The organism is Acinetobacter sp. NIPH 284 (genome assembly GCF_000369425.1).
Lineage (GTDB): Bacteria > Pseudomonadota > Gammaproteobacteria > Pseudomonadales > Moraxellaceae > Acinetobacter.
This window is the reverse complement of sequence record NZ_KB850011.1, coordinates 1,007,953-1,028,618: the sequence shown is the minus strand read 5'-3', so window position 1 is coordinate 1,028,618 and position 20,666 is coordinate 1,007,953. Positions and strand designations below refer to the sequence as shown.

Annotated in this window: 15 protein-coding genes, 1 tRNA gene and 4 pseudogenes; 9 read left to right on the top strand and 11 right to left on the bottom strand. The window is 35.4% G+C overall.

Translation table 11 applies throughout. The features are described from left to right. Window positions 1-149 precede the first annotated feature (149 nt). Both F908_RS10875 and F908_RS10870 read left to right on the top strand, forming a co-directional pair. Window positions 150-3,257 (top strand): multidrug efflux RND transporter permease subunit, encoded by a 3,108-nt coding sequence (locus tag F908_RS10875; RefSeq protein WP_005161688.1) that lies wholly within the window; start codon window positions 150-152, stop codon window positions 3,255-3,257. A 172-nt stretch (window positions 3,258-3,429) separates the two neighbouring features. Then, complete coding sequence (locus tag F908_RS10870; protein ID WP_005161686.1) at window positions 3,430-4,023, top strand: DUF4112 domain-containing protein; 594 nt, start codon at window positions 3,430-3,432, stop codon at window positions 4,021-4,023. 57 nt (window positions 4,024-4,080) lie between these two features. Here F908_RS10870 and htpX read toward each other — a convergent pair whose 3' ends face one another. Further along, window positions 4,081-4,986, bottom strand: coding sequence for a protease HtpX (gene htpX / locus F908_RS10865; RefSeq protein ID WP_005161684.1), 906 nt, complete (start codon window positions 4,984-4,986; stop codon window positions 4,081-4,083). Window positions 4,987-5,200: 214 nt separating this feature from the next. After that, window positions 5,201-6,061, bottom strand: coding sequence for a lytic transglycosylase domain-containing protein (locus F908_RS10860; protein ID WP_005161682.1), 861 nt, complete (start codon window positions 6,059-6,061; stop codon window positions 5,201-5,203). 493 nt (window positions 6,062-6,554) lie between these two features. Between F908_RS10860 and ttcA the strand changes: the two genes are divergently transcribed. Then, window positions 6,555-7,460 (top strand): tRNA 2-thiocytidine(32) synthetase TtcA, encoded by a 906-nt coding sequence (gene ttcA / locus F908_RS10855; protein WP_005161680.1) that lies wholly within the window; start codon window positions 6,555-6,557, stop codon window positions 7,458-7,460. A gap of 199 nt (window positions 7,461-7,659) precedes the next feature. After that, entirely contained in the window at window positions 7,660-8,043 is a 384-nt protein-coding gene (locus tag F908_RS10850; protein WP_004660844.1) for an SCP2 sterol-binding domain-containing protein, read from the top strand. A gap of 52 nt (window positions 8,044-8,095) precedes the next feature. On the opposite strand, the gene F908_RS10845 is transcribed toward F908_RS10850, so the two are convergent. Further along, window positions 8,096-9,205, bottom strand: coding sequence for a transglycosylase SLT domain-containing protein (locus tag F908_RS10845; protein WP_005161677.1), 1,110 nt, complete (start codon window positions 9,203-9,205; stop codon window positions 8,096-8,098). A gap of 368 nt (window positions 9,206-9,573) precedes the next feature. On the opposite strand from F908_RS10845, the pseudogene F908_RS15695 reads away from it, so the two are divergent. Continuing rightward, a pseudogene (locus tag F908_RS15695) lies at window positions 9,574-9,933 on the top strand (IS4 family transposase); the annotation flags it as partial. A 7-nt stretch (window positions 9,934-9,940) separates the two neighbouring features. Here F908_RS15695 and F908_RS16130 read toward each other — a convergent pair. Together F908_RS16130 and F908_RS10835 are read right to left on the bottom strand one after the other, a co-directional pair. Next, window positions 9,941-10,414: pseudogene (locus F908_RS16130) on the bottom strand (IS630 family transposase); the annotation flags it as partial. Between the two features lie 17 nt (window positions 10,415-10,431). Next, complete coding sequence (locus F908_RS10835; protein WP_005156618.1) at window positions 10,432-10,779, bottom strand: IS630 transposase-related protein; 348 nt, start codon at window positions 10,777-10,779, stop codon at window positions 10,432-10,434. Window positions 10,780-10,815: 36 nt separating this feature from the next. Here F908_RS10835 and F908_RS10825 point away from each other — a divergent pair. Beyond that, window positions 10,816-11,552 (top strand): annotated as a pseudogene (locus tag F908_RS10825) (IS4-like element ISAba33 family transposase); the annotation flags it as partial. A gap of 278 nt (window positions 11,553-11,830) precedes the next feature. Further along, window positions 11,831-12,823, top strand: coding sequence for an ATP-binding protein (locus F908_RS10815; protein WP_005161671.1), 993 nt, complete (start codon window positions 11,831-11,833; stop codon window positions 12,821-12,823). On the opposite strand, the gene F908_RS10810 is transcribed toward F908_RS10815, so the two are convergent. The 6 genes from F908_RS10810 to gmtY all read right to left on the bottom strand — a co-directional run bounded on the left by F908_RS10810 (window position 12,758) and on the right by gmtY (window position 20,018). Continuing rightward, a complete protein-coding gene (locus F908_RS10810; protein ID WP_228761473.1) occupies window positions 12,758-13,726 on the bottom strand; it encodes an IS30 family transposase in 969 nt (322 codons plus the stop codon). The genes F908_RS10815 and F908_RS10810 overlap by 66 nt on opposite strands. Window positions 13,727-13,795: 69 nt before the next feature. After that, window positions 13,796-14,803, bottom strand: a complete 1,008-nt coding sequence (locus F908_RS10805) for a DUF4297 family anti-phage-associated protein (protein ID WP_005161669.1) — start codon at window positions 14,801-14,803, stop codon at window positions 13,796-13,798. Window positions 14,804-14,868: 65 nt separating this feature from the next. Beyond that, window positions 14,869-15,348, bottom strand: coding sequence for a transcription elongation factor GreB (gene greB, locus F908_RS10800; RefSeq protein WP_004660857.1), 480 nt, complete (start codon window positions 15,346-15,348; stop codon window positions 14,869-14,871). Then, window positions 15,345-15,953 carry a gamma-mobile-trio protein GmtX gene (gmtX, locus tag F908_RS10795; RefSeq protein ID WP_004660860.1) on the bottom strand — a complete coding sequence of 203 codons (609 nt, stop codon included), beginning with the start codon at window positions 15,951-15,953 and terminating at the stop codon, window positions 15,345-15,347. Before gmtX ends, greB begins: the two co-directional genes overlap by 4 nt. Next, the gene (locus F908_RS10790; protein WP_004660861.1) at window positions 15,943-18,711 is read right to left on the bottom strand and encodes a gamma-mobile-trio integrase GmtZ; all 2,769 of its coding nucleotides are present in this window, start codon (window positions 18,709-18,711) and stop codon (window positions 15,943-15,945) included. The genes gmtX and F908_RS10790 overlap by 11 nt, the downstream gene beginning before the upstream one ends. Beyond that, window positions 18,708-20,018 carry a gamma-mobile-trio recombinase GmtY gene (gene gmtY, locus F908_RS10785; RefSeq protein WP_004660863.1) on the bottom strand — a complete coding sequence of 437 codons (1,311 nt, stop codon included), beginning with the start codon at window positions 20,016-20,018 and terminating at the stop codon, window positions 18,708-18,710. Before gmtY ends, F908_RS10790 begins: the two co-directional genes overlap by 4 nt. A 108-nt stretch (window positions 20,019-20,126) precedes the next feature. Between gmtY and F908_RS10780 the strand changes: the two are divergent. Beyond that, window positions 20,127-20,474: pseudogene (locus tag F908_RS10780) on the top strand (GreA/GreB family elongation factor); the annotation flags it as partial. A 96-nt stretch (window positions 20,475-20,570) separates the two neighbouring features. Then, window positions 20,571-20,660: transfer RNA gene (locus F908_RS10775), tRNA-Ser, on the top strand. Window positions 20,661-20,666: the final 6 nt, after the last annotated feature.

Here is a 20,666-nt window from a genome sequence, read left to right as displayed (position 1 = left end):
TTATTTCTCCGTAATTTTCGCTTTTTGCAATGATATGTTAATAAGGATGGTGTTTCCTTGAAAGCTCGGTAATGATCGTAGATTGAAAGTCCCTCTATTTTCCTATCTTTTTGAAAAAATTGACTGTTTCCACGATGGAATGAGCAGCCATGCTATCTAAATTTTTTATTGAGCGTCCAATTTTCGCAGGTGTGCTTGCCATTATTGTGATGGCATTAGGAATACTGGCAATTCTGAATTTGCCAGTTGAACGTTATCCTGATATTGCTCCACCGAAAATTACAGTATCGACCAACTATAGTGGTGCTGATGCCAAAACAGTTGAACAAAGTGTAACTCAAGTTTTAGAGCAACAAATCCAAGGGCTTGATCATTTACTGTACTTTAGTTCAACCAGCGATGCAGCTGGTCGTAGCCGTATTACGATTAGTTTTGAAAATGGCACAAATCCCGATACAGCACAGGTTCAAGTACAAAATAAAATTAGTGGTGTGATACGCCGTCTCCCAGATGCGGTACAACGGCAGGGAGTTAATGTCACTAAGTCCTTGGGTGATACCTTTATGGTGATTGGACTGTATGACAGTACAGGGCAAGCAAATAATATTGCGTTGTCTGATTATCTATCTACACATGTCCTTGATAATTTAAATCGGATTGATGGCGTCGGTGAAACAGATATTTTTGGATCGCAGTATGCAATGCGAATTTGGCTAGATCCAAATAAATTGACTCAATATAATTTAATTCCAAATGATGTCGTTACCGCGATTACTACTCAAAATACACAGGTGGCAGCAGGTGCGATCGGCGATTTGCCCGTTGTTCAAGGTCAATACTTGAATGCAAAAGTAACAGCAGGTTCTCGCTTAAAGACCATTCAAGACTTTGAACAAATTATTGTGAAATCAGATGTATCTGGAAGTTTTGTTCAATTAAAAGATATTGCTCGGATTGAATTAGGGGCAGAAAATTATCAATCATTTAATACGATCAATGGTTATCCAGCTGCAGGTCTTGGTATTTCTTTATCTTCTGGTGCCAACGCAATTCAAACATCTAAACTTATTCATCAGACTCTAGATGAACTCTCTAGCAAGCTTCCAACAGGGTATAAGATCGTTTATCCAAGAGATAATACTCCCTTTGTGCAAGAATCTATTAAAGAGGTAATTAAAACACTTGTCGAAGCAATTGGTTTAGTTATTTTAGTCATGTTTCTTTTTCTTCAAAGTTGGCGTGCGACGCTTATTCCAAGTATTACTGTACCGATCGTGATCTTAGGGACTTTTGCTGTACTTGAATTACTTGGATTTAGTATTAATACCTTAACTCTTTTTGCATTGGTGCTTGCGATTGGTTTGTTGGTTGATGATGCAATTGTTGTAGTGGAAAATGTTGAACGGCTTATGCATGAGCAGCATTTGTCACCCAAAGAAGCAGCCGTTGAATCTATGCAAGAAATTAGTGGTGCATTGATTGGAATTACCATGGTGTTAACAGCCGTTTTTATTCCAATGTCATTTTTTGCTGGTTCTATCGGGGTTATCTATCGTCAGTTTTCAATCACTTTGGTTGCTGCGATGGTCTTATCTTTAGTAGTGGCTTTGGTGCTTACACCCGCTTTATGTGCTTTGATTTTAAAGCCAAACCATCAACCTAAGTCATGGGCGATTCAGTTCAATAACGGGATAGACACACTTAAAAATAAGTATTTATCTCTAGTGCAAACCATGCTTCGTTATAAAATCTCTGTATCTGTGATTTTTATTGCATTAATTGCCGTATTTGCTTTGTTGTATAGCAGTCTACAAAGTAGTTTTTTACCAAAAGAAGACCAAGGGATATTAAGTGTTCAATTTAAATTAGTGGATAGTGCGCCACTTTCAAAAAGTCAGGAGGTCGGTGAGGCAATTCGTCAGTATTTTCTTCAGAGTGAAAAAGCAAATGTCAATTTAGTGCTTATTCGTTACGGACGAAATAATTCTGGAACAGGGCAAAATCTTGGACAAGGCTTTGTTTCATTAAATCATTGGGACAACCGTACTGGGAAGAAAAACTCTGCTGAAGCTATTCGAAAGAGAGCACTTAAATATTTTAGCCAATTTCCCGATGCACAGATCAATGTGACGTTGCCTGCTTCGGTAAATGGATTAGGCGCAACAGATGGAATGGATTTATGGATTCAGGATATTAATGGGCAAGGTGAGCAATTCCTCGATCAAAGTTTTAAACAGTTGCAACAGTTGGGACAAAAATATTCAAGTTTTGAAAACTTAGATAAACAATCTACTGATAGTAAAGCTACTTTGAATGTGAAGATTGACCATAAGCAAGCGATGGCAAATGGTTTAAATCTAAATGAAATTAATAGTACTTTGTCGACCGCATGGGGTGGGACATATGTGAATGACTTTATTGACCGTGGTCGAATTAAACAAGTTATTTTACAAGGTGATGCACCATTCCGTTCTAAGCCTGCAGACTTATATAGCTGGTCAGTACGCAATAATCAAAATCAAATGGTTCCTTTTAGTTCATTTTCAACGACATCATGGGGAGGGACACCAAGCATTGTGCAACGCTATATGGGATACAGTGCTTTGCAATTACAAGCTAACGTTGTCAGTGGTCAATCTTCAGGCCAAGCCATGAAAGATATTGAACAGTTGGTGGGCCAACAAGAAGGCTTAGGTTTGCTATGGACTGGGCTTTCTTATCAAGAGCAGCAATCGACTAATCAAGCAATTTGGCTATATTTAATTTCTATTGCATTTATTTTTCTATGTTTAGCCGCGTTGTATGAAAGTCTGCGTATTCCTATGGCTGTGATGACCGCAATTCCTTTAGGGATTGGCGGTAGTATTATTTTTGCCCATATTTTTGCTTTACCAAATGATGTTTACTTTCAGATCGCTTTACTTACAACAATTGGCTTATCCTGTAAAAATGCAATTTTGATTGTTGAATTTGCAGCGATGGCCCAAGCACAAGGAAAAAATGCCATTCAAGCAGCGCTACAAGGTGCAGGGCTGCGTTTGCGTCCTATTCTAATGACGTCTTTTGCATTTGGCGCGGGAGTTATTCCACTGGTTTTTGCATTTGGAGCAGGGGCTGTAAGCCGTCAAGAAATTGGTATCAGTGTTTTAGGTGGTGTGATATTCGGGACAATATTGGTACTGATCTTTATTCCATTTATGTTTGTACTGGTTGCCAGTATGTTCCAGCCTAAACATAAACTGGAAACCACTGAATAAGACAATCTTTAAAATTCAGTGCAAATGAATGATCAGGTCTATGAGTTAAGCTCATAGACCTGAATTATTAATTGCTTCAATGATTTTATTCTGATTGGTAATAATAATTGTACCGACAAAACGAAAAATCTGCTTTATTCTCAAGCATAAACATGGTTTTTAGGTTGAGTGAATGACTGCTCCAACAGAACAAAAAAAATTAACTCAGCAGCAAGCGATCGCTGTTGAACGTGATTTAGCAAAATTTGCCAATACCATGGATAGTTTGGTTCGGATTCCTTTTACCAAACAGGGAGTCGGGGCAGATGCTGCATTGAGTACCATTCCCTTTGCGGGCGATATCGCAGGTTTTATTTTAACACTATATGCTTTTAAAAAAGCCAGAGAAGTGGGCGTACCACAGCATAAATTGAAAGGTGTGGTTAAACTGGCAATTATGGATATGTTGGTGGGTTTTGTACCGATTGTCGGTACCTTATTTGACGTATTTATTCGTCCAAGTCGCAAAACACTGGAAATCGTACATGATCATATCCGTGAGGAATATCAAGTACATAGTGATATTCATGTGGTGCATCCATTCTTGCATGAATCCCTAGAACAAAAGCAGAAAACTTCAGCTTTCTGGCGTAATCCGATCGTAAGTTGGATTTGGTTACGTATCCCAGATTTATTGGGTATTGCCGTACTCATTTTATTGCTTGTTGCAGTTTGGGCAGGTTTGAGTTATCTGTGGCAGTTTTATCAATCTTTCCAAGCACACTAGATTTTAAGCAAAAATAAAGCCTCCATAACGGAGGCTTTATCATTTATCTGATACTGATTATTGAACATTTAATTGCTGTAAAGCGGTAACACGTTGTTCAATGGTTGGGTGCGTTTGGAATAAAGCCGCTAAGCTAAAGCCTTGTTCCTTACCTTCAGCAATTGCAAATGCTTTCATTTCTTTTGGCATTTGATCTGGCATTTCTGACTCTGCCTGTAAACGAAGTAGAGCAGAAATCATTGCTTGTTTGCCAGCTAAACGTGCACCAGCTTCGTCTGCGCGATATTCACGTTGACGAGAGAACCACATTACAATCGCAGAGGCCAAAATACCAAATACGATGTCGAGTACAATCGTAATAGCAAAATAAGCAAGACCAGGTGCTTCACCATCTTCACGACCGAACACATTACGGTCAATAAAGTCACCTGCAATACGTGCAAAGAACATCACAAAGGCGTTCACTACACCTTGAATCAATGCAAGAGTCACCATATCGCCGTTGGCAACGTGACCGATTTCGTGCGCAAGTACAGCACGAAGTTCATCTTTGTTCATACGCTCAAGTAAGCCTGTCGAAACAGAGACTAAAGCATCATTTTTATTCCAACCTGTCGCAAATGCATTGGACTGGTAAGAAGGGAAAATACCAACTTCAGGCATTTTAATACCTGCACGTTGGGAAAGTTGTGCCACTTCTTGTAGTAACCAAGCTTCTGCTTGACTACGAGGAGCATTTGGGTCAATTAATTCAGTTCCAGTGGTTTTTTTCGCCATCCACTTCGACATGAATAAGGAAATTAAAGAACCCACCATACCAAAGACAAAACAGACGACTAAAAGGTTGCCTAGATTCAAGCCACCCGCGCCATGGTAACTACCGACACCGAAGAGTGACAAGATAATGCCAGCTACAACCAGTACCGCGAGGTTGGTCAGCAAGAACAAACCAATCCGCATCATTGAGAAAATCCTCTTATAAATAAAAACTGATCTGATTTATAAATTATAAATCATAACGCTAATATGCAGGGCGAACCCTAAAAATTCAAGCAAAAAATGAGCGTAGATACATTAAGCTAATAAAACAATAGAAGTGTTTTAAGAAGGGGGAAACGACTAATTTATTTAAAAAAAACAAATAAAATCATGATGTGAGAATAAGTGATTTCTTTGTTTAATCACTTACTCGGATTCGTGCAGATGCAGTTGCATTGGCTGTGGTATATGTGCCTGGAGCATCTGTAAAAGTACCATCGGCCAATGTGATAATTTGACGGCTATATTGTTTAGGTGCAGCCACAGCTTCTGAATTTGAAGATGTATAATTTGCCGATTGAGCAATCACTTGAGTATTTGCATTATTAGAACTCGAAGTTGAACTTAGACCTGATGAATAGAGATTTTGAAAACGACTTGTGACACGACGGACATAATCTTGTGTTTCACGAAATGGCGGTATTCCACCATATTTATCAATATTGCCTTCACCAGCGTTATAAGCAGCAATAGCAAGTTGCGTATTGCCATTAAAACGTTTTAACAACCAACTTAGATATCTCGCACCACCAAAAATATTTTGTTGAGGGTCGTAAGCATTACTCACATTAAAACGCCGTGCAGTGGCAGGCATCAATTGCATTAATCCTTGAGCACCGACAGGGGATCGCGCATTAATATTAAAACCTGACTCAGTATGCATAACGGCTTTAATCAGACCTTCTGAAACACCATGCTGTTGCGCTGCTTGACGGATCATTTGATCAAAAGCATTTTTATTACGACTATAACTTGGTAGAACAGAGGCTTCACTTGCGCCCCAGTTACTATAGCTGTGAATATTGCTATCAGGATAATAGGTCGCTTTAATCACTTTTAGGTGATTGTATTCAGCTTTCTTTTTATTGGTAAGCAAAGTTGTACCATTATCATCTTTAAATTGATAAATGGTTTGACCAGCATAACTAGATACTGTCGTATTTAAAAAACCGATTGTCCCCAAAAAAAGAACGAAAATATATTTTGTTTTGTCCATCATTATAATATTCACAAAAGATGAGCATGGAGTTGTTCACAGTAGTGTAACAAAAAAAAGCATAAAAAAAACTTTAGCTACAATTTTTTTATTTCCGCTGTCTTACAAAAAGCAAGTCGATTTGTGCGAATGTTCAGCAAAAAAAATTAAATTATTTTTTTTAAAATCTAAGTCTTGACATATTTAAAGCATTGTTTTTGTTAACTAAAAATCATTGATTAAAAAATGATCAATTTGATTGTAAGCCTTGTTCTCACATAAAAATACTTTGTCAATAGCGAAGAAATCCACAATTTTATCCACAGCTTTTGTGGAAAACTGTGGAAAAGTTTGAAATATAAGCAATCCAGACCGTTTTGACATAATTTGGTCAGAATTTTACCAGTATGAAACTGAAATATGACGATTGCACGAAATTGAAAAATTCTTTAGGTGCGCATCTTTTCGGAATCGGATAAAATCTTGCGGTATTTTTGTTTATGAGTAAATCACGTCTATGTACGCGCCAGTGGAGTCCAACCAAGGATTTAATTTTAAGCCTGAGCTTCCGACGAGTTCGGCATATTATCGCCTGTTGAAAAAGCTTCGTCGTCAAGTAGGGCATGCAATTCGTGATTACAACATGATCGAAGATGGCGACAAGGTCATGGTCTGCGTTTCAGGTGGTAAGGACAGCTACACCTTGCTGGATATCCTGTTGCAGTTCAAGCGCATTGCACCAATCAATTTTGATATTGTTGCGGTGAATCTTGATCAAAAACAACCAGGGTTTCCTGAAGATGTTTTACCACGTTATATGGAAGAAAATAACATTCCATATTACATTCTTGAAAAAGACACTTATACGATTACTAAACGCCTAACGCCTGAGGGCAAGACCTACTGTGCGGTCTGTTCACGCCTGCGCCGTGGCTCGTTATATGGCTTCGCACAAGAAATCGGTGCAACCAAAGTTGCATTAGGTCATCATCGCGATGACATTATGGCGACTTTCTTTTTAAATTTATTCCATGGCGGTAGCTTAAAGGCAATGCCACCAAAACTTCTTTCTTCAGATAAAAAGAATATCTTGATTCGTCCTTTGGCTTATGTCGAAGAAAAAGACATTATTAAATATGCTGATCTACGAAAGTTCCCAATCATTCCATGTAACTTATGTGGTTCACAAGAAAACTTACAACGTGCAATTATTAATGACATGCTACGTGAATGGGATAAACAACATCCAAAACGTTTACATAGCATCTTTGGTGCCTTACAGAATGTATCGCCTTCACAATTGGCTGACCGTGAATTGTTTGACTTCGAAGCCTTAGATGGGCAACGTGAATTTGATATGAAAGACCCTGAAGAGATGAAAAATCGTCTTGATGTAGTGAACTTGAGTTTCGCTGCTGAATAAAATGTAAAACTTTTTGAAAAGGCACTTATTTAAGTGTCTTTTTTTTATAAAAAAGAGCTAAAAAGTGAATTCTTCGTACAAAAAGCCATAGCCTAAAATAAAAATTACGTGCTATAACAGGGCACAAGCAAATTGCTTCATTTAATGTTGTCTGGATAGATGACACAAGAAATTGAACAAATATATTTGAGGAATAATCATGGCTGCATTTTTAACTGATGATTGGTTTGCAACTGTTGAAAAACTTACTGCTGAAGCGGGTGATTTAAATTTACCACCAGCACTTGCGAATTTAGCGATTAACTTAGTTGTAACAGATGCGGCTGGTAATACCGAATTGGCCTTAGATGCTGGTAAAATCCAAAAAGGTTTGTCTGCAAATGCTAAAACAACTTTAAATATGGATGCTGAAACATTACGTAAAGTATTTTTAGAGTTTGATATGGCTGCTGCGATGCAAGCGTTTATGACTGGTAAAATCAAAGTACAAGGCGATATGTCTCAACTTATGGCTTTACAAACGGCGAAGCCAAGCCAAGAACAAAAAGATTTATTCAAGAAAGTACTTGAGCAAACTGCTTAAGTCCTTTTCTCATAAAAAAGCTTACCGAGAGGTAAGCTTTTTTATTTTCAACTTAGACATCAATACGACTGTTGGTCTTTAAATGTTCTAAGTAAGTTCGAATACGTGTCACGTATTGAACTGCTTGTTTATATCGACCATTTCGCGCTTGGTTACGCTGTAAATAATCATATAAATTTACCCATTGATTTGGGTTTTTTCCTTGGGTTTTGATTCGGTTTTGAATCTGATTGACTGCACCTGGTCCCATGTTATAGGCGACCAAAGCATACCAATTACGGTCTGGATAAGGGACATTCGAAAATTGATCTAGCATTAGATCAAAATATTTTGCACCACCTTGAATACTTTGTATCGGATCAGATCGGTTGCTCACACCCATTGCTTGAGCGGTGCTATTGGTCAACATCATCAAACCGCGTACACCAGTGGGAGAAACCGAGGTGGGTTTAAGATAAGACTCTTGATAGCCAATAGCAGCGAGCAAATGCCAATCTAAATTATACTTAGACGCACTTTGTTTAAAGCTTGCTTTATAAATTGGCAAACGCTGGTTCAGGTCTTTTTGAATCGTAGACCATGCTTCAGGTTTAACCACATTGCGATTATAAAAGGAAGCTAGTTGTTGGGTTGTACCAAGCTGTTTGCTTTGACAAACAAATCCACTTGCAGTGAGCGTTAACGGATCATCAGCTTGCTTAAGTACCCAATTGAGTTGAGGATTTAATCCATTTTTACTTAAAGTAGCTTGATCACCACAACTTGCAGAAAAAGAGACAAGTTGTTTACTTTCAATGGCTGCTAAATTTGCAGTTGTCATAGCAAGATTAGCTTTACCTTGAGCAATCCATTTTAACGCAGTTGCATTATCAGGAACCGTTTTAAAATCGAGTTTGACATTTAAACTCTGTGCATAATTTCGTGCTAAATCATAGCCAAAACCATGCAAAAATTGCCCGTCTTTAAAGACAGTTGTTGGGTTTTCAACAGCAACTACCGTTAATGTATTGGTGGTTACAACCGTGTTGTATTGATGTGATTTTTCTGCGTTCAAACTATTAAAGGGAAGGATTGCAATTCCTAATACCATCGTTTGAAATGAAAGTTTAGAAGATAAAGAGTTAAGGCCAGGCCTAGACCCAGAACTTGAATTACTGTGCATGTTGTCTCCGCTACAGGTAATTTATGCCCTAAAAATTGAGGCGAAACTTCACCACAACTTCTAAAAGTTGATAAATTAAATCGGGGTGGGCAAGTCATGAACGTCATTCAAAATGACATTGGGTTAATGGAAAAATGATGAAAATGTTTCACATCATTTACAAGGTGTATAAAAAGTAAACAAAAAACTAACTTAGGGGCGCATCTTAAGCGTCAAAAAGGAGCTTGTCAAATTTTGATCAGTAAAAATATGAGAAATACATCACAAACATATGATTTGAAAAAGAATAAAATTTATCTTTGTACACGACAAAAAAAGACAACTCATTGAAATAATGGCATAATACTTGTTTTCTGACGACGAATATGATGACACATTTCAATGAGTTACATCTCATCTTAAACAAATATCTAAAGTGGAACAAGTCACGTGTAAAATGTTTTACACTGATTATGCTTGCATTAATTGTAAAACAGACATGTAATCTTTCTTCTGCATCTAAAGCCTTACCCATCAAGTGCTTACCACAATCATTTTATCGACGTATACAACGCTTCTTTGCAGATCAGTACTTCGATTATCGTCAAATTTCTCAGTTAATTTTCAATATATTTTCATTCGATAAAGTCCAATTAACTTTGGATAGAACCAACTGGAAATGGGGAAAACGAGATATCAATATCTTGATGTTAGCCATCGTCTATCGTGGAATAGCGATACCTATAGTAAAACCGCTTAATTACCCATACACTCGTTAAAGAAACGACTAAAAAGCTTATCTATTGAGTTAACCAACCATTTTTTCCTTTTTGCTTTAACCCATGCCCACATTTTTTCAATAGGATTAAGGTCAGGACTATAAGGTGGTAACCAAAGTATTTGATGCCCATGTTGGGCTAATAGATCTTGTATATCTTGTCGTTTATGGAAGGCTGCATTGTCCATGACAATTACACTATTCGAGGGTAATTCTGGTAATAAAAACTTATCTACCCAAAAATGAAATACATCCGAATTTACTTTGCTATCAAATAAACCCACTGCAAATAACTTACCCTCATGGATTGCTCCTATTGCATTAGTTTGATTTTTTAATTGCCAATTATATGTTCCATAACAAGGAGTTCCCTGTTTTGAATAACCATGAGGTCTATGTTCATGAGATTTAAATCCACTTTCATCAAGATAGATAATCTGGTGTTGATACCTTAATCGGTTTAAATCTTTTAAATACTGTTCTCTGAGTTCTGTTTTTGCTTTCGGGTGCCGTAAGGTCTTTTTTTAACTGTGATATTTAGACGCTTGAGCGCATCTCCAATTGTAGAAGTACCACAACCAAAACGAGCAGCGCGTTCATATTGATAATCATCAGGATATTGCTCAACATCTGCACGTAAGGCATCATCATCAACTTTAGATGGTTTTCTTGGTCGAGTTCTTTTTATTTCGATTCGCTTTTTCCATTCGACAATTGTATTTTTATTAATTTCGAAGTGCTGAGCAACCGCTCGGATAGATTGACCTTCTTCAAGCTTGGCTAATATTTTCTTTCTAAAATGTATTGGATAACTCATATTGGTATTGTATTGGTTTTTTGACGTGTTGACTATATTGTTTGGACATTGCTCAATAAACGTGGAAATTCAGATACAAAAGAGCGTATTGCTTTGATTCAACGCTTTATCTCCATTTTTGGTAAAGACCGTATTGTGAATGTGTTTGCAGATAGAGAATTTATCGGTGAGAAATGGTTTACATGGTTAATTGAAAATGACATTAACTTCTGTATACGTGTTAAAAAAACTTTATTGTGACCAATCACTTAGCTAAGAATCATAAAATTAGTGATTTATTTCGTCATCTTCAAGTTGGTCAAACAGAATGTCGTAAACGACGTATTTGGGTTGGTCGAGTGAAACTGTATATTAGTGCGTTACGATTAGAAGATGGAGAACTTTTACTTGTTGTTTCTCCTAGGTTTAATGCTTCTGCTATTCGTGATTATGCATTACGCTGGGAAATCGAAACCTTATTTAGTTGTCTCAAAGGACGTGGATTCAATCTTGAAAATACTCGTTTAACAGACCCTAGACGAGTCAAGAAATTGATAGCAGTGCTAGCCATCGGTTTCTGTTGGTGCTATTTAACAGGTGAATGGCAACATGATCGAAAAAAAGCGATAAAAATAAAGAAGCATGGACGACTTTCAGTCAGTTTATTTCGATACGGTTTAGACTATGTTCAGATGGCTATTCTACGTTTGATTGGTTTTGGAAAAAAAGAAGAATTTAAGAAAGTGCTCGCAATTTTAAGAAAGAAAAAGCCTGATAGGACAAGGGCTCTATGAAATTTGTCGTGTACAGAGAAATTTATTGATGGTCATGATTTCCAAGGAGCTGAATTTAATCCAACTTCAATTGTACAAGCAGCAACTTACCAAAATCAAATTAAGATTAAAATATTAAATATGTTGACAAATTTGGAACTGACCCTTAATTCTATTCCTACTAAAACTAAGAAAGTTTATCAATTTTTTATCACGTCTCCTTACTTTGAATGCTCAAACCCTTCAATTGGAATACACAACATTCAAATTGAACATATTACAGATATTAAGGAAATCATATGATTGTTTCGAATCCAGATGAAAAAATAAATGCTCAAGTCATAGCTGTATTCCCCGATAAAGTAAAAATCGTTGTCGAAGATTTAGAGAATTTTAAAATTGCTGAAGAGTCATTAAAAGTTGGTTCATATTTAAAAATTGCAGATAATGAAAATGCAGTTTTAATAGCTGTAATTGAAAATTTTCAAATTTCTGTAGGCGAAGGTGTACAAAACTATATCATTGAAGCATTTCCTTTAGGGGTGCTTAGAAATGGAAAATTTGAACGTGGAGGTGATTCATTAGCTATTCCTCCAAAAGAAGTAGTTCCAGCAACTATAGAAGACATAAAAAAGATATATGAGGATACAGTTAATTCAGCAGAAAGCTTTACTTTTTCAAATCTTTCTTCAAATACAGAGGTCGCTGTACCAATTAATGGGAACAAGTTTTTTAATAAACATATTGCTATAGTTGGTTCAACTGGTTCAGGAAAATCTCATACTCTAGCAAAAATTATCCAAAAGGCGACCTCTGAGAAAAATGAGAATTTTCATTTAAATAATTCTCACGTTATCGTCTTTGATATTCATTCTGAATATAAAATGGCTTTTCCTAATGCAAGTTACATTGATATTTCGAATTTAACTCTTCCATATTGGATGTTAAATAGTGAAGAATTAGAAGAATTTTTCCTAGATACAGAAGCTAATGATCATAATCAACGTAATATTTTCAAAGAATCTATAATATTAGATAGAAAACAAAAGTTTACTGGTGAAGAGCAAGATAAACAAAGAATTCATCTTGATTCTCCAATACCATTTGATATTAATGAGGTTTTAAATTTTGCTAAATTTAAAAATACTGAACAAATTGATACTGGCGATACTTATGCTTCAGGTGAGAAAAAAGGACAACCTAAACTTAATCAAGGTAGGGCGAATTCAAACATGAGGTGCGACAGTTTCAAAAGCCTTATGATAATCAACAAGCTGAGCAAACTTCTCTAATGGTGTAAGCCAATCTAACGCTTTTCTAGGACGAGTATTCAGTGACATGGCAACTTGATTTAAATAATGCTGATCTGCCTGATTTAAATCAATTCCTTTAGGTAAATATTGCCTAATTAAACCATTCATATTTTCGCATGTGCCTTTTTGCCATGGTGAATGTGGGTCACAGAAATATACATCTATGCCTAAATCTTCTTCGAGTATTTTATGTTCTGACATCTCACGTCCACGGTCATAGGTCAACGTTTTACGCAGTTCTGCAGGTAAATATTTCAGAGCTTCAGTTAAAGCCTTGCGCACTGATTCTGCCTTTGCATCAGGTAATGTTGCCAAGATACAGAGCCGTGTATTTCGTTCAATAAGTGTTGCTATCGAACTTTTATTGTCTTTACCTTTAATTAAATCGGCCTCCCAATGACCCGGTATTTTTCTTTCTTGAACTTCGGCTGGGCGCTCATGAATAGTTTTAATATCCTGTAATATAGAATCTTTTTTAGGTTCACCGTTAGCTTTTCGCTTTTTATTTTCATGACGCAGACAGGATAATAAGTCTTTTTTCAACTCACCCTTTGGTAATGCTCGTATAGTTGAGTAAATCGTTGTATGGCTTACATTCATTGTTTGATCCAAATCAGGAAATGTCTTTAAACGCTTCGATATTTGCTGAGGAGACCATAAACAACGGATCGCTTCAACAATAAATCTCCAGAGAATTGAGTCGATTTTGAGTTTTCTGTGACCACGTCTACGTCTAGCGAAGGTGTTATCAGAAGCATATCGAGCTTGATAAACGTCATTGATGCTATTTCTTTTAAGTTCACGATAGATCGTACTAGGATGTCTTTTAATAAGTTCAGCAAATTTTCTGGGTGAAAAGCCTTCTTTTCTTGACTCAAGCATTAATGCAGTACGATCTTCAAAGTTAAGATGATGGTATGACAATTTTATATACTCCATAAACCCTTTAAATTAATTAGGTGGTTTATGTCGCACTTCAAGTTTTACTCTGCCAATAAATTTATATCTTTCTCTGAATAACTCTGTTTTAATCTCGATTAATTCAGAATAATCTATTCCATGAATTAAGATGTACGGACAAAAAGAAATTGTTCCATATTTTGAAATTTTTGACCACTTTTTAGAAATGATAAAAATTAATTCTTTGAGTTCATTTCGAAAATAAGTACTTTGATCTATTTCTATTAAAAAGAATCTTTCAAATGGTTCAATATTCAAGAATGTAAAGTATTCTTGTTTAAGGTTTTTAAAATGTGATTTCTTTCCCTTTATTTTTATAAACCATTCATTAAAAAGAATATTGGAATTATTTACTTTTTCTAAGAATGTTTTTTTAGTAATCATCCTATCTTTCTTAATTGAATTAATTGATAAATCTTTAATAATTCGCAAGGAATTATTGTAATAAAATGATTCTGCTGAATATCTTGTTGAATTAAAGTGTGTGCACAGTGAATCTATTAATTGATTGTATTGTATTGTATATTCTGGGGAGTTAATATTAATATTTAAGCATGATAAAAAATCTTCAAGCTCAGTATCTGATAATCCAAGTTCAATATGATGTTCATGTTTAACTTTTTCTACAGTATAAGTTAAAAAATGTTTTTTTAGGAAATCTATGTCTAACTCATTAGGCAACTTCTCATGACCAGATTTATAATGTCCATTGATTTGATAATTTATTTTTTGTTTTTCTCCTTTAGTTACTTTTTTATAATGATTAAGCATGTGCTTTACAGCATCTTTAATCACTGAATGATTGTATTCTGTCTTAGCATAATATTTACACTGTATAGCTGAGACCTCAGTAGCTGTTTTTATATCTATATCCTCAAGACATTCTATAGCCACGCTATCCTCAGGTGATTCAAGACTCAATAATTTAAGAATGGATTGATCAAATTGATAAAAATAACCCTTTAGTGTGTCAACAGCACTTCTATCTGAATCAGACATAGCAAATTATTTAAATGTTATAAGTATGTTTTTTTATACTAGATTTATTTTGAAAAAACAAACTATTAAGTGACTTTTTTATAAACAATGTTTGTAATATACCAAATTTTCTTACCAGTAGGTGTTTGTACTTGGACTTCATCATCTACAGACTTACCTAAGCAAGCTTTAGCCATAGGTGATTGGAGGGAAATATAGTCTTTATTACCATAAATCTCCTCGTCACCCACTATGCGAAATTTAATGGTTTCACCGTCGTCATTCTCTAATTCAACCCAAGCACCAAAATACGCTTTTCCATCTTGTTCAGGGCTATATTCAACTTTATGTGCCACCTCAAAAAGCTTGGTTAAGTATCTAATTCTACGATCAATTTCACGTAACTTTCTTTTATTATAGATGTAATCAGCGTTTTCCGATCGATCGCCTAGACTGGCTGCCCAAGACACAATTTTAGTAATTTCAGGACGTTCTTTACGAACTAAATCATTTAACTCATCTTGTAAACGTTGATAACCTTCAACCGTTAATAATTTACGATTCAAGACAAATACTCCAAAGCCTTGCGTAAGGCATCCAATGTTGACACTTTAAAAACAGGCTTATTTGACTCATCTACAAGCTCACCATAATGTGTAGGCTTTAAATTCCATTTTTTTTGGAAATCTGTAGACAATAAATATTGTAATGCCCGTACTTCTTGATCAGAAAGCTTAAAAGATTCATCGGGTATCATATTCTTATGATCATAAATATCAATCCTTTGTTTAGGTGGAATGATTTCACGGATCATTTGTTGAGCTTCCTTTAACTCAGATGCCATAATACGGACAAGCAACTGATGTTTGGGGTTTTGAATTTCTTCAATCCACGCATTGTCTGTTGGAGATGGTTTTGTTAATTTAGTCGTCTGGGATGAATCTGCAAAACATTGAATCAGTGCTCTATATTTTTCACCTGTCTTATTTCTGATGCTTTGCGCTTTAGGAACACCTCTGTTAAATCCTAAATTAGCAATCGTACTTACAGAAAAATCCTGAATTCCACGTTCCTGTTGCTCCATACATACTTCATAGATTGCATCGAGTGACTGTTGGATTTTAAGTGATGATCCATGTTTTAACTTATGTAATAACTCTTCAGGATTCACGACTTACCTCAATTAAATTTGGTGAATTATGTAGAATGAGTTCAATCTCTGATTTTGAAATTTGTTCAGTTTCAGAAAGTTCTATTAGTTTAAGCTTTCCATCTATAACACTTTGCACTTTATCCCAAGATTTGAGACGACTCATCAATAACTTGAAAATTTGATTGCCTGCTGAAAGTTGCTGTTCTTTAGATAACATGAATAAAGCGGGCATAATTTCATTAAACATTGCCATTTTATCAATGAGCTGAGTTCTTGGATAAATAGCTTGATCTGCATTACAAGATTTATAAATGGCTGCATTTTCACAGACTTCTTGTAATTGTTGATAATGGCTCACTTCTTCCATTTCTAATATCAATTCAGCATTAGGGGCTGTAATTAAGGAAAGTTTTTCATCGCTCTCTATAAGGGGATTGTTGTTGATGAGCTTGTGGCATTTCGTAATATGACTATAAGCCGATTGGATATCGCATAAAAGCATATCCAATTTTTTAGCGGCTGTTTCATATTCAGATTCGAAATTTCGAAGTTCAGTCTCAAGCTTGGATCTGTTTGCTGTGCCTTCAAATTTTTCTTTCTTCAAATTGGCTATATATTCTTCTTTTTCAATATTATCAATATCTTGATTAATCTGATTGATTTTAATTTGTAGTTTCGAACATATTTCAGATTGATCATTGGATTGGAGTAAGATCTCATTTGTAATTGCCAATAAACCACCAATAAAGGCAGGCCCAGTTATAAAATGTCTACAACGGATACAATTCTGAGTTCCTAAATAACCTTGGGGTGTAGGGGTATAGAATGAACTACTTTTTATTAACTCACCACCATCCTCACATCTTGAAGCTGCAAAAGGGCAAATACCGTAATCTCTAAAAATAAAATTTCCTGCAGGAACCTCATTAGATAAAGCTTGCAGTAACTCCAAATTATTACCAATTAATTGGTTTTTAACACTTTCAATTTTATTTTGCTCAATTGTCCTTTGAATTGATTCAACTTCAGATTTTAAGGCTATTTTTTCACCTTCTTCTAATCGAGTTCTAATATCATGATTGGAAACTTTGCAATAATAAATCGACATGATCACGGAGCTATGGCCAACGATCTTCATCACGATTTCAATAGGCATACCCATTTCAAGAACATAGGCTGTAATGAGGCTAACACGCATGCTATGAGGTGTATATTTAGACTTATATGCACCTAAAATTGCTCTATTTCCTTCAAGTGTAGCTAAGCAAAGATTTGAGGGCTGTATATTATAAAGAGCAGCCGCTAATCTTGGGGTTAAAGCATTTCCGACATTTGCTGGTTCAAAATCATTAAAGCGCCTAAAAAGAAAACAATTCAATCCTTTGGCTTTTCTTTGTACCTCATTTAAATTTGTTCTTTGGCAATTAATCCAAGCACTGGGGTATGAGATAGAATTATATTTTTGTTGCCATTTCCTTAGCCTAATAAGCCAATATGCTAAGTCTTCGGGTATCCACGGAATTGTGTAGCCTTGCCCATTGTTATTTGTTTTATTTGTAGTGGTAAACATACCTGTTTGACCATCAGGCATTCTTTTGATGAACGATTGTTCTTTGGTTAATCGTGAAAGTGGGGAATTATTTTTTAGCCAAATGATTTTGTTTTGTTGATCTAAATCTGCAATATACTCATCGGCTTCACCAGAATCATTATAGGCGATTTGTCGTCCTCTTAAGGGAACTTTAGTGAGTGTATAAGTATGAATCCAGTCAGTTGGGCACCATAAATATGCTTGATTATCAATTACACGGTATACACAATCTAAATCATGTAAATCTAATTGATCAAAGCTTACTTTTACCCAATCTGCATCGAATTTATGAAGGTGCTCTAAATCTTGAAAGTTTTTTGCATTGGTTGGAATAATCCATTCTTGAGCTTTTTTAACAAAATGGTATTGTAAGCATGGCTTTGTTGTTTCAGAGCGGATTGAGCTAGATGATATATTTTGTTGATTGAGTAAAAGGCTGAACGGATTTCTAGCATTATCGACTCGTACTATTTCGCCTGTTTCTTCATCTTCAATCGTTAAATCATTGTCAATAATGTAATCTAAGAATTCATTGACATAAACAACGAGTTTCCTCCTCATAGGTTCAGATTCTATATTTTCAAGAATATCTCGAAAGGGTTTTACATCGAATTTTTCCTGTATAAGAAAAGCATGTGGTGTTTTGCTTTTATCAAATTGTTCAATATAAAGACGAACGAAACGACAAAGCTGAGTTTCTTTAGTACCTCCACCACGAGCTTTAGTCATAAATTCTTTAATTTTTATTGCCCAAGTGACATAGTCAGAAGAAATAAAATCTGGCTTAAATGGTTCTGTTTTACCTAAAAATTTATACCAGTTTTCCCATTCATTTGGATATGCAGTTTGTGGATCAAGTGGAAGACTTAGATCATTTAATTTTAAAATAAAAGCTTTGTACTCTTTCGCATTTTTAAGATTTTTGTTTTCAATCAAATTTTTTAGTTCGACATATGAAATAAAATCAGCTATTTCAAAAAAATCTTTATAGCTAATCCATTCGTCATAAATTCTTTCGGGATGAGCAGGTAGCCCATATTCTCTATATTTCTGTTTATAGAGTACTGAGTTTGTAATACCTTCATTTTTACAAAATTGTTTTAAAGAATCTAAGCTAGGAAAAGTCGAAAACTCTTTATTAAATCGTTTACTTTCAATTCGTCTGATTGCTTGAGGTTTAATCATTTAATCGCTCTCAACTTTTCTTGGACTTCTTCAATTGTTGGTTTGATATAAACAAGACATGATGTTGGGCTTTTATGATGCATAGCTTTTTGAATTTCGACTTGATTTAAACCAGCCTGACGCGCACGAAATCCATATGCATGACGATGACCATGCTCAGTCGTACCAAGAGATTTTTTGCAAATTAGCCCGATACGCTCTACTGCACGTTTATGCAGGCGTTGAAAGTTTTTTATAGTTTCAGGCTGACCTAAATTATTTGTAAATGCAAAAGGATGTGGATTACTTTTCAGCGGCTCTACACGCTGATATTTGAGATAGTTTGCCCAAATTAATAAGAAATCTTTAGCTTTTTCAGGAGGGTTAAATACAACCTCAAAGTAACCTTGTTTAGATGTAAGTAATGGGGACTTCCATCCTGCATATAAACGTTCGGTAAATGGATAGTTATTTCTAGGCTTCAATGATGTTTTGGATAAAAGAAATTCACGTCTATTTTTGAAATGAGGGTCTGGAGCTAGACCTAATTCAGGATGATAAACACGAACAAGAGCTTCTTGAGGACGGTTTGGGTTTAATGTGATATCTGAAGTGTAAATATGAAAAATTTCACTTTTCCTAAGCCCACCGTAATTCATCAACATCGTAATCGCTTGCGATTTATAGTCATATTTACCATTTTTTTCGAACCCTAAGTAAATCAATCTTTCAATTTGATCTTCAGGGAAACGAACTGCATATTCAAAATCAATCAGGTCTTCATTGAACGATCCAACCAAACGAACTTGCTGCTGTGATAAATCTCTTTTAGTTAAATGATTTAGAAAGACATTTGCTTGTTTATGATAATAAGCGCACCAATTTAGACGCTCTTCATAACTTGTGGCTTTGCGAAATGGATTTATACGAATTGTTGAATGTTCATCCTGTGAAGTCAGAAAATCAGTGTAATGGGTAATATGAAATAATAGATTATTGGTATCTCTGACTGTGCGTGGTCGCCAATAAAGATTAAGAGAATCTGTACGGGTTGTTGGGTCAATTGTGCCTGTGATTAATGCCTCGGTGAAAGCTTTCAGTAATTTAGTAGCATTCTCAATTTGTGGAACTGAATTTATATACTTCAATAAAAGTTTAAGTGCATAACAAGATCTTTCTTTCCATGATTCACTTTTTGAATTAAACCAAGCCAAATAGCGCAAATGAGAAATGATGATTCCTTTCTCAGTCAAGAGGCAAGGCAAGACTAAGGTGGTTTGAGTAGAACAATCTTTGTAATTTACATAAATTTTCTTAACGTAAGCCATATACTATTTAGTATGAAGTATGAGGTTTTCTCAATTTAAACTTATCATTATTTGATCTATTGTCAATACAGAATACTAGAAATAGTATGTTTTAAGGTGGGGTTATAATATCAATATAATAAACAATTACTTAGAAAAATAGATCGTCGTGTTCGCTATCTGGGTAAGCGTTTAGAGGAATTGAAAATCGTTGACTTTGTGCCTGAGCAGGAGGGAAAAGTCTATTTTGGAGCTTGGGTAGAGATTGAAAATGATGACGGGGAGCAAAAGAAATTACGGATTGTGGGGATAGATGAAATTTATGATCATCATCCCCAGCATATTTCGATTGAGTCTCCAATGGCACGTGCATTATTGAGCAAAGAGGTGGATGATGAGGTGGAAGTCATTACTCCATTAGGAAAAAAAGTGTGGTATATCAACTCAATTTGCTATGAAAAATCTAAAAATGCTTAAATTTTTACTGTTTTGATTTTATTTTGAGCATTTGATTGATTATTTTGAATAAAAGATTTGCCAATTCTAATTTTTATTTATATGATAGCCGCCATTGGAAGCGTGGCAGAGCGGTTTAATGCACCGGTCTTGAAAACCGACGAGGGTGTGAGTCCTCCGTGAGTTCGAATCTCACCGCTTCCGCCAAATTCA